The 14,958-nt window shown below is 76.0% G+C and carries 10 protein-coding genes; 6 read left to right on the top strand and 4 right to left on the bottom strand.

The window, feature by feature from the left end:
- Positions 1-33 precede the first annotated feature (33 nt).
- Positions 34-1,323, bottom strand: a complete 1,290-nt coding sequence (locus tag WDV85_RS06395; RefSeq protein ID WP_339569847.1) for a sugar ABC transporter substrate-binding protein — start codon at positions 1,321-1,323, stop codon at positions 34-36.
- Positions 1,324-1,584: 261 nt separating this feature from the next.
- Between WDV85_RS06395 and WDV85_RS06390 the strand changes: the two genes are divergently transcribed.
- Positions 1,585-2,640, top strand: a complete 1,056-nt coding sequence (locus WDV85_RS06390; RefSeq protein WP_339569846.1) for a LacI family DNA-binding transcriptional regulator — start codon at positions 1,585-1,587, stop codon at positions 2,638-2,640.
- A gap of 46 nt (positions 2,641-2,686) precedes the next feature.
- Positions 2,687-3,643 (top strand): ROK family protein, encoded by a 957-nt coding sequence (locus WDV85_RS06385; RefSeq protein ID WP_339569845.1) that lies wholly within the window; start codon positions 2,687-2,689, stop codon positions 3,641-3,643.
- A 117-nt stretch (positions 3,644-3,760) separates the two neighbouring features.
- Here the strand turns inward: WDV85_RS06385 and WDV85_RS06380 are convergent, their stop codons facing one another.
- Complete coding sequence (locus WDV85_RS06380) at positions 3,761-7,918, bottom strand: ExeM/NucH family extracellular endonuclease (protein ID WP_339569844.1); 4,158 nt, start codon at positions 7,916-7,918, stop codon at positions 3,761-3,763.
- A 278-nt stretch (positions 7,919-8,196) separates the two neighbouring features.
- On the opposite strand from WDV85_RS06380, the gene WDV85_RS06375 reads away from it, so the two are divergent.
- Positions 8,197-9,273: a DNA polymerase domain-containing protein gene (locus WDV85_RS06375; protein WP_445263241.1), complete on the top strand. Its 1,077-nt coding sequence runs from the start codon at positions 8,197-8,199 to the stop codon at positions 9,271-9,273.
- A gap of 74 nt (positions 9,274-9,347) precedes the next feature.
- Positions 9,348-10,127 (top strand): SDR family NAD(P)-dependent oxidoreductase, encoded by a 780-nt coding sequence (locus WDV85_RS06370; protein WP_339569842.1) that lies wholly within the window; start codon positions 9,348-9,350, stop codon positions 10,125-10,127.
- 92 nt (positions 10,128-10,219) lie between these two features.
- Here WDV85_RS06370 and WDV85_RS06365 read toward each other — a convergent pair whose 3' ends face one another.
- Positions 10,220-11,257 carry an iron-siderophore ABC transporter substrate-binding protein gene (locus WDV85_RS06365; protein WP_339569841.1) on the bottom strand — a complete coding sequence of 346 codons (1,038 nt, stop codon included), beginning with the start codon at positions 11,255-11,257 and terminating at the stop codon, positions 10,220-10,222.
- 153 nt (positions 11,258-11,410) lie between these two features.
- Between WDV85_RS06365 and WDV85_RS06360 the strand changes: the two genes are divergently transcribed.
- Positions 11,411-12,406 (top strand): pyridoxal-phosphate dependent enzyme, encoded by a 996-nt coding sequence (locus tag WDV85_RS06360; RefSeq protein WP_339569840.1) that lies wholly within the window; start codon positions 11,411-11,413, stop codon positions 12,404-12,406.
- Positions 12,407-12,458: 52 nt separating this feature from the next.
- Positions 12,459-12,743 (top strand): hypothetical protein, encoded by a 285-nt coding sequence (locus WDV85_RS06355; protein WP_339569839.1) that lies wholly within the window; start codon positions 12,459-12,461, stop codon positions 12,741-12,743.
- 13 nt (positions 12,744-12,756) lie between these two features.
- On the opposite strand, the gene WDV85_RS06350 is transcribed toward WDV85_RS06355, so the two are convergent.
- On the bottom strand, positions 12,757-14,796 hold the full coding sequence (locus tag WDV85_RS06350; RefSeq protein ID WP_339569838.1) for an NHL domain-containing thioredoxin family protein: 2,040 nt from the start codon (positions 14,794-14,796) through the stop codon (positions 12,757-12,759).
- Between the last annotated feature and the right edge of the window lie 162 nt (positions 14,797-14,958).

Here is a 14,958-nt window from a genome sequence, read left to right as displayed (position 1 = left end):
GCCGGGGCGGTGGTCCGCCCCCCCGCCGGGGGCTCAGCTGATCGCGGCGCGGATGGTGTCGCCGGCCTGGACCATCGTCTCGGCGCCGTCGGCGCCGCCGATGATGGCGGAGTAGGCCTGGCCGAGGGGCTCGAAGACGGCGCCCATCTGCGGGATGGACGGCATCGGCTCGCCGGCGTTCGCGGCGTCGAGGTAGGCCTGCAGCTGCGGGTCGGCGGCCACCTCGGACTCCTGCAGCGAGACGAGGCTCGGCGGGATGTCGGCCCCGTCGAACATCGTCTGCATGGCCTCCTCGGTGTTCATCGTCCCCGTGACGAACTCCTGCGCGAAGGCCTTGTTCGCGCCGTTCGAGGCGACGTAGAAGGCCTGCACGCCGGTGAAGGGCTGCGCCGGCTCGGCGCCCGCGAAGCCCGGCACCGCCTGGACGTCCCAGCCGAAGCCCGCGGCTTCGACGTCGGCGCGGGCCCACGGGCCCGACAGCAGGTACGGCGCCTGGCCGTCCGCGAAGAGGGCGATGGAGTTGTCGCCGCTCACCGAGCGCGTGAGGACGCCGGAACCGCCCTCGCCCAGCTCCTCGATGCGCTCGCCGGCCGCCTGCGAGGCCTCGTCCCCCACGCCCAGGTCGCTCGGGTCGTAGCCGCCCGAGGCGTCCTGCCCGAAGACGTAGCCGCCGAGCGAGGTGTAGAGGGGCTGCATGTGGTAAGCGTCGCCCAGCTCGCCGACGGGGAGGTTGAAGGCCGACTCGACGGTGCCCGCCTGCTTGAGCTCGAGCCCGGTGGCGAAGGCGTCGTCGAGGGTCGCCGGCGCCTCGGGCGCCAGGTCGGTGTTGCGGTAGAGCACGAGCGCCTCGACGCCGTACGGCAGGCCGTAGAGCTGGTCGTCGTAGGTGACGGCGTCGACGGCCACCTCGGAGTACTCCCCCAGGGCGTCGCCGGTGATCTGCAGCGGGTCGATCGCCCCGTTCTGCACCATGTTGCCGATCCAGTCGTGGGCGCCGACGACGACGTCGGGGCCGTTGCTCGCCGCGTTGGCGGTGATGAAGTTGGACTGGAGGTCCGTGACGGCCTGGACGGCGACCGAGATGCCGTTCTCCTCGCCGAACTGCTCGGCGATCTGCGTCACGGGGTCGATCTTGAGCTCGTCGGTCCAGATGACGAGGTCGGCGTCGTCGCGCGCCGGCGCGCCGGTCTCCTCGGCGCTCGCGCCGCCCTCGGGCGCGGTCGTCCCGGCGGGCGCGGCGCCGTCGCCGCTCCCTCCGCTGCAGCCGGCGGTCAGCGCGGCGATGCCGACGGCCGCGACGGCCGCCCTCAGGGGGATGCGCATGGTGCTCCTCGTCAGTCGAGCGGGCAGGGCCGTGGTCGGCCCTCCGGGGGGGGCGAACAGGGGGGTGTCGAACGGGGGTGAGGTCGAGCGGAACGCAGCCGCGCCCTGGGTGCTCCGGTGCACCAGGGCGGTCGGCGGGGTTCGGGCCGGCGGCTCGCGCCGCGCTGCGTGACAGGACAGTAGCAAGAATCTTGCAGACGATGGAAGTGTCTTGCGTCACAGATGTCGGGTCGCCTGCGCGAGTAGGTTGCACGGATGCGCATGAGGCTCGCGGACGTCGCCGTCCGTGCGGGGGTGAGCGAGGCCACGGTCAGCCGGGTCCTCAACGACAAGCCCGGCGTCTCCCAGGCGACCCGCGACAAGGTGCGGTCCGTCCTCGACGTGCTCGGGTACGACGACCGCTTCCTGCCCGCACCGGTGGCGGGGCTCGTCGGCATCGTCGTGCCCGAGCTGACGAACCCCGTCTTCCCCGCCCTGTCCCTCGTCGTCCAGACCCACCTCGCGCGGGCCGGCTACACGCCCGTCGTCTGCTCCCTCGTGCCCGGCGGGGTGCACGAGGCCGACTTCGTCCGGGTCCTGCTGCAGCAGCGCGCCTCCGGCGTCGTCTTCCTCTCGGGCGTGCACGCCAACACCGACGCCGACGCCGGCCCCTACGAGCACCTGCGGCGCCGCGGGCTCGCCGCCGTCTTCGTCAACGGCTGGATGGACGGGATCGACGCGCCCTTCGTCTCCACCGACGACGCCTCCGCCGTCGAGCAGTCGGTCGCCCACCTCGTGGGGCTGGGCCACGAGCGGGTCGGGCTCGCCATGGGGCCCGCCCGCTACGTGCCCTCCATCCGCAAGACGGCCGCCTTCCACGACGCCGTCCGGCGCCACCTCGCCGGCGCCGTGCGCCCGGGCGAGGTCGACTCCCTCGTCGTCCACACCCAGTTCCGCCTCGAGGGCGGCGAGGCCGCGGCGCACGCGCTGCTCGACCGCGGCGTCACGGGGATCGTCTGCGGGTCCGACCTCATGGCGCTCGGCGCCGTGCGGGCCGCCCGGGCGCGCGGGCTGGCGGTGCCCGAGCAGGTGTCCGTCGTGGGGTGCGACGCCGGCCCGCTGCTCGACTTCACCGACCCGCCGCTGACGACCGTGCACCAGGACGTCGACGCCGTCGGCACGGCCGCGGCGCGCGCCCTGCTGGCCGAGCTCCGGGGCGAGCAGGGCGTGCGCGGCGAGCTCCTCGTGCGCCCCCGGCTCGTCGTGCGGGCCTCCACGGCCCCGCCCGCGGCGCGCGCCCCGCGGCCCCGGCGGCGCCCGGTGACCACCGGATCGTGACCAGCACCGGGTGCCCGCGGCACCCGATCGCTGCTACCCAGGGGCCATGAGCGCGAGCGGGACCCTCGTCGCCGGCGTCGACGTCGGCGGCACCAACATCCAGGTCGGCATGGTGTCCGGCGACCACGAGGTGCAGGACCGCGGCAAGGTCCCCACCCCGACCAGCGGGCCGGACGCCGTCTTCGACGCCGTCGCCGGGCTCGTCGCCGACCTCGACGGCGACCCGGTGGCCGTGGGCGTCGGCATCCCCGGCGTCGTCCACGCCGGCCAGGTGCTCACCGTGCCGAACCTCGAGGGATGGGACGCCGACGTCGACCTCGTCGGCGGCCTCACCTCGCGCCTGGACGCCCCGGTCACCCTCGGCAACGACGCGAACGTCGGCCTCCTCGGCGAGTGGGTCGCGGGGGCGGCGCGGGGCGCCCGCGACGTCCTCGGGCTGTGGCTCGGCACCGGCGTCGGCGGCGCCCTCGTCCTCGACGGCCGCCCCTACGAGGGCTCGCGCGGCTCGTCCGGCGAGATCGGGCACGTGCAGGTCCAGCCGGGCGGCGCGATGTGCGGCTGCGGCCGCCGCGGGTGCGTCGAGGCCTACGCCGGGCGCCGGATGATGGCCGGCGCCGCGCACGCGCTCGTGGGCGCCGGCCGGGAGACGCGCCTGTTCGCCATCCAGGACGAGGAGGACAAGCCGCGTCCGACGTCGAGCGTCTGGGCGAGGGCTCTGGACGAGGGCGACGAGATGGCGACCCAGCTCGTCGACTCCGCGGTCGAGCACCTCGGGGTGGCGGTCGGCTCGGCGGTGAACCTGCTCGACGTCGAGCTCGTCGTCGTGGGCGGCGGCCTGCCCGAGAAGCTCGGCCAGGACCTCGTGGACCGGATCGCCGCGGCCGCGGGCCCGTGGATGCTGCGGCCGAGCCCCGAGCTGCGCTTCGTCGTCTCCTCCCTCGGTGACGACGCCGGCGTCGTCGGCGCGGCGGCCCTCGCGCGCGCCGCCGTCATCGCGGGCTGACCTGCTCGAAGGAGGTGACCGTGCACGGTCACCTCCGTCGAACAGGTCCCGCAGGCAGCAGGGCCCCCGCAGCGCGCGCTGCGGGGGCCCTGCCGTCGTGCGGGGAGGTGCTGGGCGTCAGCGCACGACCGTGAAGTCGAGCGTGGCGCGGCTGCCCGCGCTGCCCGTCACGACCGCCGTGTAGTCGCCCGGCTGCGCCTCGCGGGGGATGGTGACGCGCATGGAGCCGTCGCCGTCCGCGCTGACGCGGGCCGTGCCGAAGACCCGGCCGAGCACCGACACGGTGAGGACCTCGCGGGGCGCGAAGCCCGACGCCGACGCGGTGACCGACTGGCCCGGGCGCACGGTGGTCGTCGAGGCGCTGACCTCGGCGGCCGGCTCGGGCTGCTCGGTCGCGTCGCCGACGGTGACGCGGCCGGTGTAGTCCTCCGGCGACAGCGGGCTGCGCTCCCGCAGGTAGGCCTCGAAGGAGTCGAAGTCGATCAGGCCGGTGAGCTCGATCGCGCCCTCGGCGAAGGTGGTGAAGTTGTCACCGCCGGAGGCGAGGAAGGAGTTCGTCGCCACTCGGTAGGTGGCGTCCAGGTCGATCGGCTCCCCCGAGATGCGGATGCTGTCGACGAGCACGTGCTCGCCGCGGGGGGCCTGCGGGTCGTAGGACCAGGTGAGCTCCCGCGAGGTGCCGAGCGCCAGGAACGGCCGCGACGCGGTGGCGGGCTGCCACTGCTGCTCGAGCACCTCGACCAGCTGGGCGCCGGTGAGGGGCACGACGACGAGGTCGTTGGCGAACGGCGTCACGGCGTTGGCCTCGGCGAGGGTGATGACGCCGTCCTCCCCGTACAGCAGGTCGGCGCGCAGGCCGCCCGGGTTCACGAGGCCGAGGTCGGCGTCCTCCACGGGGCGCAGCGTCGTCCCGTAGACGTAGGTGTCGGCCACGAGGCCGCCGAGGGAGGAGTAGCTCCCGCGGTCCTCGACGCCGGCGTCGGTGAAGGCGCGGGTGATGTCGCCGGTCACCGAGCCGATGACCTCGCTGCCGACCTCGTCGGCGAAGGCCTCGGCCGCCGCGACGGTCTCGGCGACCTCCGCGGTGCGGGGGTAGGCGGCCGTGAGCTCGTCGGCGGGAGCGTCGGTGAGGGGCACCTCCTCGACGGTCGAGCTCGTCACCTCGCCCGTCGTGCGGTCGACGTCGAGGACGATGCGACCCAGGTTGGCGGCGTAGGAGCCGGTCTGGATGACCGGGCGCGTGCCGCCGCCGGCGACGGGGGCCTCCCAGGCGTACACGCGGTGCGTGTGGCCCGTGAAGATCGCGTCGACCTCGGGGCTGACCCCGGTGACGATGCGGGCGAAGGCGGTGTCGGCCGCGAGGGCCTCCTCCAGCGTCTGCTCGTCCTCGCCGAGGGGGTTGCCCTCGTGCGCGGACAGGACGATGACGTCCGCCTCGTCGCCCACGCCGTCGGTCAGCTCGCCGACGACGCGGTTGGTCGCCTCCACCGGGTCGCCGAAGACGACGCCCCGGATGCCGGACGGCGAGACGAGCGAGCCCGTCTCCTGCGTGACGACGCCGATGACGCCGACGCTCACGCCGTCGACGTCCTGGATCGAGTACTCGGGCAGCAGCGGCTCGCCGGCCTCGTCGTAGACGTTGGCGCCGAGGATCGGGAAGTCGGCCAGGCCGGACTCGCCGTCGACGCCCACGCGGCCGAGGAGGTCGTCGATGCCGCGGTCGAACTCGTGGTTGCCCACGGCGCTGACCTGCAGCCCCATCTCGTTGAGCACCTCGATCGTCGGCTCGTCGGCCTGGACCGCCGAGACGAACGGGGAGGCGCCGATGTTGTCGCCGGCCGAGAGCACGAGCGTGCCGTCGACGTCGTCGCGCTCGCGCTGCTGCTCGACGGTGCCCGACAGCGCCACCGCCTCGCCGAGGCGGCCGTGGAAGTCGTTGATGTCGAGCAGCTGCAGCGACGCGACGTCGTCGACCGCGGCGTCCGCCACGTCGACGCCGACGACGACCGGGTCGTGGTCGGAGGCGCGGTAGGCGTCCGGCGCGTACCAGGGCAGGTAGCCGTCGTACTGGTAGGCGTACGACTCGTCCGCGTTGATGTCCCAGACGTCCGCGCCGGTCACGACGTCCGCCATCGCCGGGGAGGCGAAGACGTGGTCGAGCGAGCCGCTGCGGCCGCTGAAGACGTAGGTGTCACCCGCGTCGTAGGCGGTGCCGAGGTCGACGTAGCCGGCCTCGCGGAGGACGTCGAGCGGGTCCTCCTGCGTGTAGGAGTTGAAGTCGCCGAGGAGCACGACGGCCTCCGGCGCCCCCTCGATCCCCTCGACGAACTCGACGAGGCGCTGGGCCTCGGCCACGCGAGTGGCGTTGCCGTTGCCCTGGCCGTCGCCGGTGTCCTCGTCACCCGGGCGCGCCGGCTGCGGGACCGAGCCCTTGGACTTGAAGTGGTTGACGACGGCGAGGAACTGCGTGCCGCCGGCCTGGAAGACCTGCGCCAGCGGCTGGCGCGCGCGGCCGACCCACTCCGGGTCGTCGTCGACGACCGACTCGCCCACCGGCTGCACGGCCGCGGGCTGGTAGATGAAGGCCGTCCGGATGACGTCCTGGTCCTCGGTCGGCGGCAGGTCGGCCGGCGAGGGGACGTACGCCCAGCGCTCCTCCCCCGCCGCCGCGTTGAGGGCCCCGGTCAGCCGGGCGAGGGCCTCGTCGCGGTCCTCGCCGAGGGCCGCGCCGTTCTCGATCTCCTCGAGGCCGACGACCTCGGCGCCGAGGGCGTTGATCGCCGTGACGATCTTGGCCTCCTGGCGCTCCAGGCCGGCCTCGTCGTCGGCGCCGCGGGCCTCGCCGCCGAAGGTGGTGAAGTAGTTGAGGACGTTGAAGGTGGCGACCTGGACGTCGCCGCCGACCTCCTCGGGCGCGGCCGTCCGCGGGCTGGCGTCGTCGAAGGTCGCCTTGCCCGTCGTCTCCGCCGTCACCGGCGCGGTGGGCTGGTAGCGCCACGCGTCGTAGCGGTAGTCGAGGACGTAGGAGACGTCGCCGAAGCTGCTCACGCGGTCGCCGACCCGGATCGGGTCGTCCGCCGCGCCGTAGGACGGCGCCTGCCCCGCGTTCGCGAGGTTGGTGCTGCGCCCGTCGTCGAGGAGCACCTGCTGGCGGGCGTTGCGCGCCTCGTACTGCTGCGCCGCCCGGCCGGGCTCGACGACGTCGGTCGCCTGGAGGAGCACGTCCGGGCCGGCCGCCAGGGCGATCTCGCCGAAGCGGTTGGCGTTGTAGACCTCGGTGACCGTGTACGTGCCCTGCGGGCGGACGAGCATGCCCTCGAGCTGCTCGCGCTCGGCGTCGGAGGCCGACGCGCGCGTGATGACGTACGGGGCCGGCAGGGCGACGTCGGTGGCGCAGACGGCGACCTGGTCGGCGGCGACCTGCGTGAGGCCCTGGTACTCGTCCACCTCGCCGGTGACCTGGACGCGGTCGCCGATCTCGAGGCTCCGCACGGGGCTGCCGGAGGGGCCGAAGACGTTGACGGCCGTGGACGCGCGGCCCGGGCGGGCGCTCGGGTCCTGCACGAAGACGCTGCCGAAGCCGTCGGGCGACGTCGTGACGACGCCCTCGACGACGACGTCGGAGCCCACGAGCGGGCTCTCGTCGCCGGTGCCCTGCACCGCGGTGATGGCCGTGAGGCCGTCCTCGACGCACTGCGCGGGCTCCGGCTCGGGCTCCGGCTCGACGGCCTCGCCGTTGCGGACGCCGAAGCTGCTGGAGTCCTCCGAGACGACCCAGGCGCCGTCGAGCAGCTGGATCGAGCCGTCGGCCGTGCCGCTGCCCGTCTCCGCCACCCCGATGTCGGTGGACTCGACGACCGCGCCGCCGAGGGTCGCGCTGAAGGCGCCCTCGTAGGAGAGCAACTGGACGAGCGCACCGCTCGCGTCGAGCAGCGCGAGCCCGTCGGGCGCGCCGTTCTGCAGGTTCGGGAAGTCGACGACGAGGACGCCGGACTCCCCCACGACGCCCGAGAGCGCCTTCGGCGAGTAGGTCTCGCCGTTGGCCCCGTTGACGCCGACGAGGGTCCACCCCGTCATGTCGGTGCCGGGCTCGGCCTGGAGCTCGACGCGCTCGTTCGCGTCGGCCCCCGCGTTGTCGTAGTGCAGCTCGCTGATGAATGGGCTGCCCGGGGGGGCGGGGACGGCGGCCGCAGGGGCGGCCAGCAGGGCGCCGCCCACGAGGGCGGCGGTGGCAGCGGCGGCGACGCGCGCTGCCTGGTGTGGTGCTCGTGGCACGGAGGTCCTCCGGTGTCGACGGCGTGGACGTGCTGCCCGCCGGGCGGCGGGCGACCGGGCTCCGCCGCCCCCCGGCGTGGGGCCGGTGGGATGGCGGGGTCACGGGGCGCGGTGGAGACTGCCCCGGCCGGGTGAACAGCATGTGACCAGAGCGCACGAAGCGGAAGGCTCCGGCACGTCCCGGTCGCGACGGTTGCGTCGTCGTGACCGATCCGATGACGCCGCGTGATCAGAGGGCACCGACCGTGCCCGACTCACCGCGTCGGTCCCAGGAGGAGGTGCCCGTGGCGGCCAAGGCCCCCGCCGAGGAGCTCGACGTCGACGGCACGGCGGTGCGCCTCACGAGCCCCGACCGCGTGCTCTTCCCCGCGCTCGGCGCCGACGGCGGCACGAAGCGCCACCTCGTCGACTACCACCTGGCCGTGGCGAGCTCGTCCGCGGACGGCGCCGTGGACGGGCTCGGCCCGCTCGTGCGGGCGCTGCGCGACCGGCCGACCTACCTCCAGCGCTTCCCGGACGGGGTCGACGGCGAGGAGGTGTACCAGAAGCGGGTGCCCGAGCGGGCGCCCGACTACCTGCGCCGGGTGCGCGTGACCTTCCCCTCGGGCCGGCACGCCGACGCCCTGCGGGTGGACTCCGCGGCCCCCGTGCTCTGGGCCGTCCAGATGTCCGCGATCACCTTCCACCCCTGGCCGACCCGGGCCGACCACGTGGAGCTCCCCGACGAGCTGCGCGTCGACCTCGACCCCCAGCCCGGCACCGGCTTCGACGAGGCCCGCCGCGTCGCCCTCGACGTCCTCCACCCGCTGCTCGACGAGCTCGGTCTCGCCGGCTACCCCAAGACCTCCGGCGGCCGCGGCGTCCACGTCTACGTGCGGATCGAGCCGCGCTGGGAGATCCGCGAGGTCCGCCGCGCCGCCATCGCCCTGGCCCGCGAGGTCGAGCGCCGCGCCCCCGACCTCGTCACCACCGCCTGGTGGAAGGAGCAGCGCACGTCGGCGATCTTCGTCGACTACAACCAGAACGCCCGCGACCACACCATCGCCAGCGCCTACTCCGTGCGCCGCACCCCGAGGGCCACCGTCTCCACCCCCGTCACGTGGGCCGAGCTCGAGGACGTCCAGCCCGACGACTGCACCATCGCCGAGGTCCCCGGCCTGCTCGCCGAGCGCGGCGACCCCATGGCCGCCCTCGACGACGTCCACCACTCCCTCGAGCCCCTGTTCGAGATGGCCGACCGCGACGAGGCCCGCGGCGAGGGCGAGCTGCCCTACCCGCCCAACCACCCCAAGATGCCCGGCGAGCCCAAGCGCGTGCAGCCGTCCCGCGACCGCGACCGCCGCGGCGACGGCTGACCACCGGCGGCCGGCTCCCCTTCGCGCACCGGGCGCACCGGGCGGGGCGCGCGCCGCCGCTGCAGGGTGGGCGCATGGCTGAGAAGACCACCACGCACGACTTCACCGGCAGCGTCGTCCTCGTCACCGGCGCCGGCTCGGGCATCGGGGCCGCCGTCGCGCGCGCCTTCCTCGACGCCGGCGCCACGGTCGCCGTCACGGGGCGCCGCCGCGAGCCGCTCGAGGAGGTCGTCGCGGGGCGCCCCGGCGAGCGGACGGCCGTGCTGACGGCCGACGTCTCCGACGGCGCGCAGGTGCGCGACCTCGTCGCCGGCGTCGTCGAGCGGTTCGGGCGCGTCGACGTCGTCGTCAGCAACGCCGCCGCCTACGCGGGCGGGGAGGTCACCGACGTCGCCGACGAGGACTGGGAGCACCTGCGCGCCACGAACGTCGACGGCTTCTTCCACCTCGCGAAGGCGGCGCTCCCCCACCTCGAGGCCTCGGGCGGCACCCTCGTCGCCGTCTCCTCGGTGTCCGGCGACCGCGGCGACTGGGGCCAGGCGACGTACAACGCCACCAAGGCGGCGATCACGAACTTCGTGCGCTCGCTCGCGCTCGACTGGGGCCCGCGCGGGGTGCGGCTCAACGCCGTCGCCCCGGCCTTCACGCGCACGCCGCTGACGCGGGGCGTGTGGAGCGACGAGGACGCGCTGGCGACGATGGTCGAGCGCGTCGCCCTCGGCCGCCCCGGCGAGCCGGAGGACGTCGCGCCCGCGGTGCTGTGGCTCGCCAGCGACGCGGCCCGCTACGTCACCGGGGTCGTCCTGCCGGTCGACGGCGGCACGAGCGCGTCCACCGGGCAGGGCCGCGGCTGAGGGACCACCGCCTCACGCACGAGGCCCCCGAGCACCTGGTGCTCGAGGGCCTCGTGCGCCCGACCCTGCGTCCGGGCCCTGCGTCCGGGGCGTCAGCGCGCCGGGACCGCCGCGGCGAAGAGCGGGACGGCGTTCTCGACGGCGTAGGTGATGCCCGGGGCGCTGCCGCTGGAGAAGGCGTTGAGGAGGGTCTGGTCCTCCAGGACGACCGAGCGCCCGTCCTGGACGGACGGCAGCGCCTGGAACAGCGGGTCGCCCGTGATCGTCGACGCCTCGACGAAGATGGGGAAGACGACCGTGAGGTCGGCGTCGAGGAGCTCCAGCTGCTCGCTCGAGACCGGCACGGAGAAGCCGTCGCCGGCCAGCTCCTGCACCCGCTCGGACTGCTCGAAGCCGAGCGACTCCATGAGGTCCACGCGGGTGTCGCCCTCGGTGTAGGCGCTGTACCCCTCGGACGTGCGGGCGCCGACGGCGACGGTGGTGCCGTCGAACTGCGGGTTCGCCTCCGCGGCGCCCTCGATCGTCTGCTCCACCTCGTCCTCGAGGGCGTCCGCCTCGTCCTCACGGCCGAGCGCCTCGCCGACGAGCTCGAGCTGGTCCTCCCACGTCGTCGTGTAGGCGCCGGCCCCCTCGGGGATGCCGACCGTCGTCGCGATCTGGCTCAGGGCGTCGTAGCGCTCCTGCGTGCCGTCGGAGCGCGTGTCGAGGATGAGGTCCGGCTGCAGCGCGGCGATGGCCTCGAGCTCCGGCTCGAGCGTCCCGATGATCTCCGGCGACGTCGTGTAGCCCTCCGACCACGGGCCCACGCCGTCGCCGCCGAAGCCCAGCCAGTCGCTGGCGCCGACGGGCTCGACGCCGAGCGCGAGCGCCGTCTCGGCGTCCGACCAGCCGAGGGCGACGACGCGCTGCGGCTCCTCGGGGATCTCGACCTCGCCGAAGGCGGTGTCGACCGTGACGGGGAAGGCCCCCGACGAGGAGGACGTCGCGGTGCTGCCGCCGCCGCTCGTCGGCTCGGCGTCCGGCGTCCCGCCCTGGGGGGCGTCGGAGCCGCAGGCCGCGGCCAGGAGGGCGACCGACAGCAGCGCGGCCGCGGCGGCGGCCCGGGAGGTGTGGCGGGGGGACGTGTGCACGGGGGACCTCACGATCGACGGCGGGCAGGCGAGGCAACCCTAACCAGTCCGGCGGGGCGGGGAGCACGCCCGCCGGTCGGCGGCGGTCCCCGCACCGGGCGGCCCCTCGTCCTCACCCCCGTTCCGGCCCGCCGGCGCCCTAGCCTCCGCAGCATGCCGACGACGCCCGCCCCGCACCTGCCCCTCGGCACCTGGCCCACCCCCGTCGAACCGGCGCCCCGGCTCGCGGAGCACCTCGGGCTCGGCCCGGACGACCTGCTGCTCAAGCGCGACGACCTCTCCGGGCTCGGCGGCGGCGGCAACAAGGTGCGCAAGCTCGAGCGGACGGTCGGGCGGGCCCTCGCCGAGGGCGCCGACGTCCTCGTGACGACGGGCGCGGGGCAGAGCAACCACGCGCGCGCCACCGCCGCGGCCGCGCGGCGGGCCGGCCTCGGCTGCGTCCTCGTGCTCGTCGGCGCCGCGCCCGCGCGGGCCGCGGGCAACCTCGTGCTCGACGAGCTGCTCGGCGCGCGCGTGGAGTGGGCCGGTGACGTCGACAGCGCCGGCCTCGACGCCGCGGCCGACGCCGTCGTCGAGCGGCTGCGCGCCGAGGGCGCGCGCCCGTCGCGCGTCCCCTACGGCGGGTCCGACGCCCTCGGCGTCCTCGGCTACGTCGACGCCGCCGCGGAGGTCGCGGCGCAGGTGCCCGACGCCGCCCACGTCGTCACGGCCGTCGGCTCCGGCGGGACGATGGCGGGCCTCGTCGCCGGGCTGGGCGCGGGCCGGGTCCTCGGCGTCGACGTCGGCGCGGTGCCCGACCCGGTCGAGCGGGTCGTCGGGCTCGTCCGGGGCGTCGCCGCGGCCTTCGGCGACCACCTGCCCGACGGCGCCGCCGCCGCGCTGGCGGGCGTGGGGCCCGACCACCTGCGGCTGCCGCGGGACGAGGTCGGCGACGGCTACGGGCTGCCGACGCGCGCGAGCACCGCGGCCCTCTCGGCCGCGGCGCTCACGGAGGGCGTCGTCCTCGACCCCGTCTACACGGCCAAGGCGCTCGCGGGCCTGGCGTCCGCCGTCCGCCGCGGCGAGGTGCGGCCCGGGGAGCGCACCGTCCTCGTCCACACCGGCGGCCTGCCGGGGCTCTTCGGGCACCGGAGCGTGACCGGCGTCTGACCGCGGCGTCGCGCGGAGGGCCGGCCGCGCCCGCCCGCCGTACCGTCGGTCCATGAGCGCGCAGACCGGTGGCGGCACCGTCGTGCCCGACGTCCCGAGCCCGCTGGGCTGGTGCTCGCCGTGCCTGGCCGGGCGCGCCCGCACGGCCGCCGCGGTGCTCCTCGAGGGCACCGGCGTCTGCGAGCAGCACCACGAGCGCCTCGTCGCCGACCGCGCGCAGCAGGGCGACCAGATGGCCGCCATGGCCGCGCAGGCGCAGGAGCAGCTGCGCGGCCTCATGGGCGGGGCCGGCGGGTTCGGCGGCGACCCGGGCGGCCCGCGCCGCGCGGGCTTCTAGCCGACGAGGCTCCTCAGACGCCGCGCAGGTCGAGCACGAGCTCACCGGGTCCGTCGCCGAGGACCACGGGGATGCCCCAGTCCTGCTGGTAGAGGTGGCACGCCGCGTGCTCGGGCACCTCGCCGTCCTCGCCGGCGTCGCAGGCGGCCGCCTGCGCGGACACGTGGAGCACCCCCCGGGCACCGGCCTCCCCGCGCAGGACGAGAGGGCGGTCGAGCGCCGTCGTCGTCCCGGCGCCGTCGGCGAGCAGGTCGGGCGGGCTCGCGGAGACGACGACGCGGACGGGCGAGCCCCACCGGTCGTCGAGGTGCTGCCCGGCGGGCGGGACGAAGCGCACGCGCAGGTCCACGGGCCCGGCGGCCAGCGGTGTCGGCGGGCGCTCGACCCGACCGGCCGCGGCCCCGACGGCGCGACCGGCGGCCAGGGGCAGCCGCAGCAGCCGGTGGGCGCGGGACTCGACGACGAGCAGCTCCGCGTCCTGCCCCTCGCCCACGACGGCGACCCCGGTCGGCTCCGCGAGGTCCGCGGCGAGCGTCGTCACCGCGGGCTCGCCGGGGGCGGCCGCGGGGTCGTAGCGGCGCAGGGCGCCGTTGTAGGTGTCGGCCACGACGACCGACCCGTCGGGCAGCACCGCCGCGCCGAGGGGGTGCTGCAGCAGCGCCTCCCCCGCGCCGCCGTCGCGGTCGCCGAAGTCGAACAGGCCCGACCCGACGAGGGTCTCGACGGCGTAGCCCGGCGCGGCGACGGGGGCGGCGTTCGCCAGGCGCGCGTCCTCGACGACGGGCACGGAGCGGTCGGGCGCGTCGCCCGTGCGCACGAGCCGCCGCAGCGCCGAGGTCTCCGAGTCGACGACCCAGAGCGCCGCGCCGTCGGCGGACGGCACGAGGCGGGAGGTCTGGGCGAACCACGCCTGCTCGGCGTCGCCGTCGCGCAGGCCCTCGGCGGACGTGCCGGCGAGCACGCGGACGACGCCGTCGGCGGGGTCGGGCGCCTCCCCGGCGCCGGGCTCGAGCGCCCACAGCTGGTGCAGCCCCGCCATGGCGACGACGAGCTGGCCGTCCCACCACGCGACGTCCCACGGGGTCGAGAGGTGCTGCGCGAGCGCCGGTCCCCCGCCCTCGCGGCGTCGGAGCTGCTCGCCCGTGCCGGCGAGGGTGGTGACCCGGTCAGGCTCGCCCTCGGGCTCACCCCCCGGCTCCCCCTCGCGCGCGAGGCGCACGCCGCGGACGGCGTGGTTCGCGCTGTCGGCGACGACGACGTCGACCCCGAGGCGCTCCGCGACGTCCTCCGGCAGCAGGCACAGGCCCTGCGGCTCGGCGAAGCGGGCGGTGGCGCCGTCCCCGTCGAGCAGGCCGCGCGCCCCGTCGCCGACGGTGCGCACCACGGCGAGGTCGTCGTCGAGCACGGCGAGGCGGTGGTGGCCGGTGTCGGTGACGAGCACGCCCCCGCCGAGCCGCTCGGGCAGCACGAGCGCGCTGCTGGGGAAGCGCAGGCCGTCGGCGGGGACCTCCTCGGGCAGCGGGGCGAAGAGCCGCTCGCCGCGCACGAGGGTGCCGCGCTCCTCGTGCTCGGGCACGAGCTCGGTGAGCAGCGCGTCGAGCCCGTGCGCGTGGCCCTCCCCCGACAGCGACGCGACGACGTACCCCGTCGGGTCGACGAGCACGAGCGTCGGCCAGGCGCGGGCGGCGAAGGCGCGCCACGTCGTCATGTCGGCGTCGTCGAGGACGGGGTGGTGCACCTCGTAGCGGCGGACCGCGTCGTCGAGCACGCCGGGCTCGGCCTCGTGGGGGAACTTCGGCGAGTGCACCCCGACGACGACGAGCTCGGCCGCCCACCGCTCCTCGAGGTCGCGCAGCTCGTCGAGGACGTGCAGGCAGTTGACGCAGCAGCTCGTCCAGAAGTCGAGGAGGACGAAGCGGCCCCGCAGGTCCGCCATCCGCAGCGCGCGCCCGTCGGTGCCGACCCAGCGGCGACCCACCAGCTCGGGGGCGCGGGTGCGGGGGGTCCTGGCGGTGCGGGAGGTGCTGGCCGTGCGGGAGGTGCTCGTGCTCACGGGTCGATGGTCGCACCGGCGGGGTGGTGCCCCGGGAGCCGTCCACGAGCGTGACCGTGCACGGTCACGCTCGTGGACGGCTCCCGGGGCACCACCCCGCCGGTGCGACCATCGACCCGTGAGCACGAGCACCTCCCGCACGGCCAGCACCTCCCGCACCGC

This window comes from Pseudokineococcus sp. 5B2Z-1, from assembly GCF_037482305.1.
Taxonomy (GTDB): Bacteria; Actinomycetota; Actinomycetes; order Actinomycetales; family Quadrisphaeraceae; genus Pseudokineococcus.
Note: the sequence above shows the minus strand (reverse complement) of the source record. Positions and strands in the feature narration are given on the sequence as shown.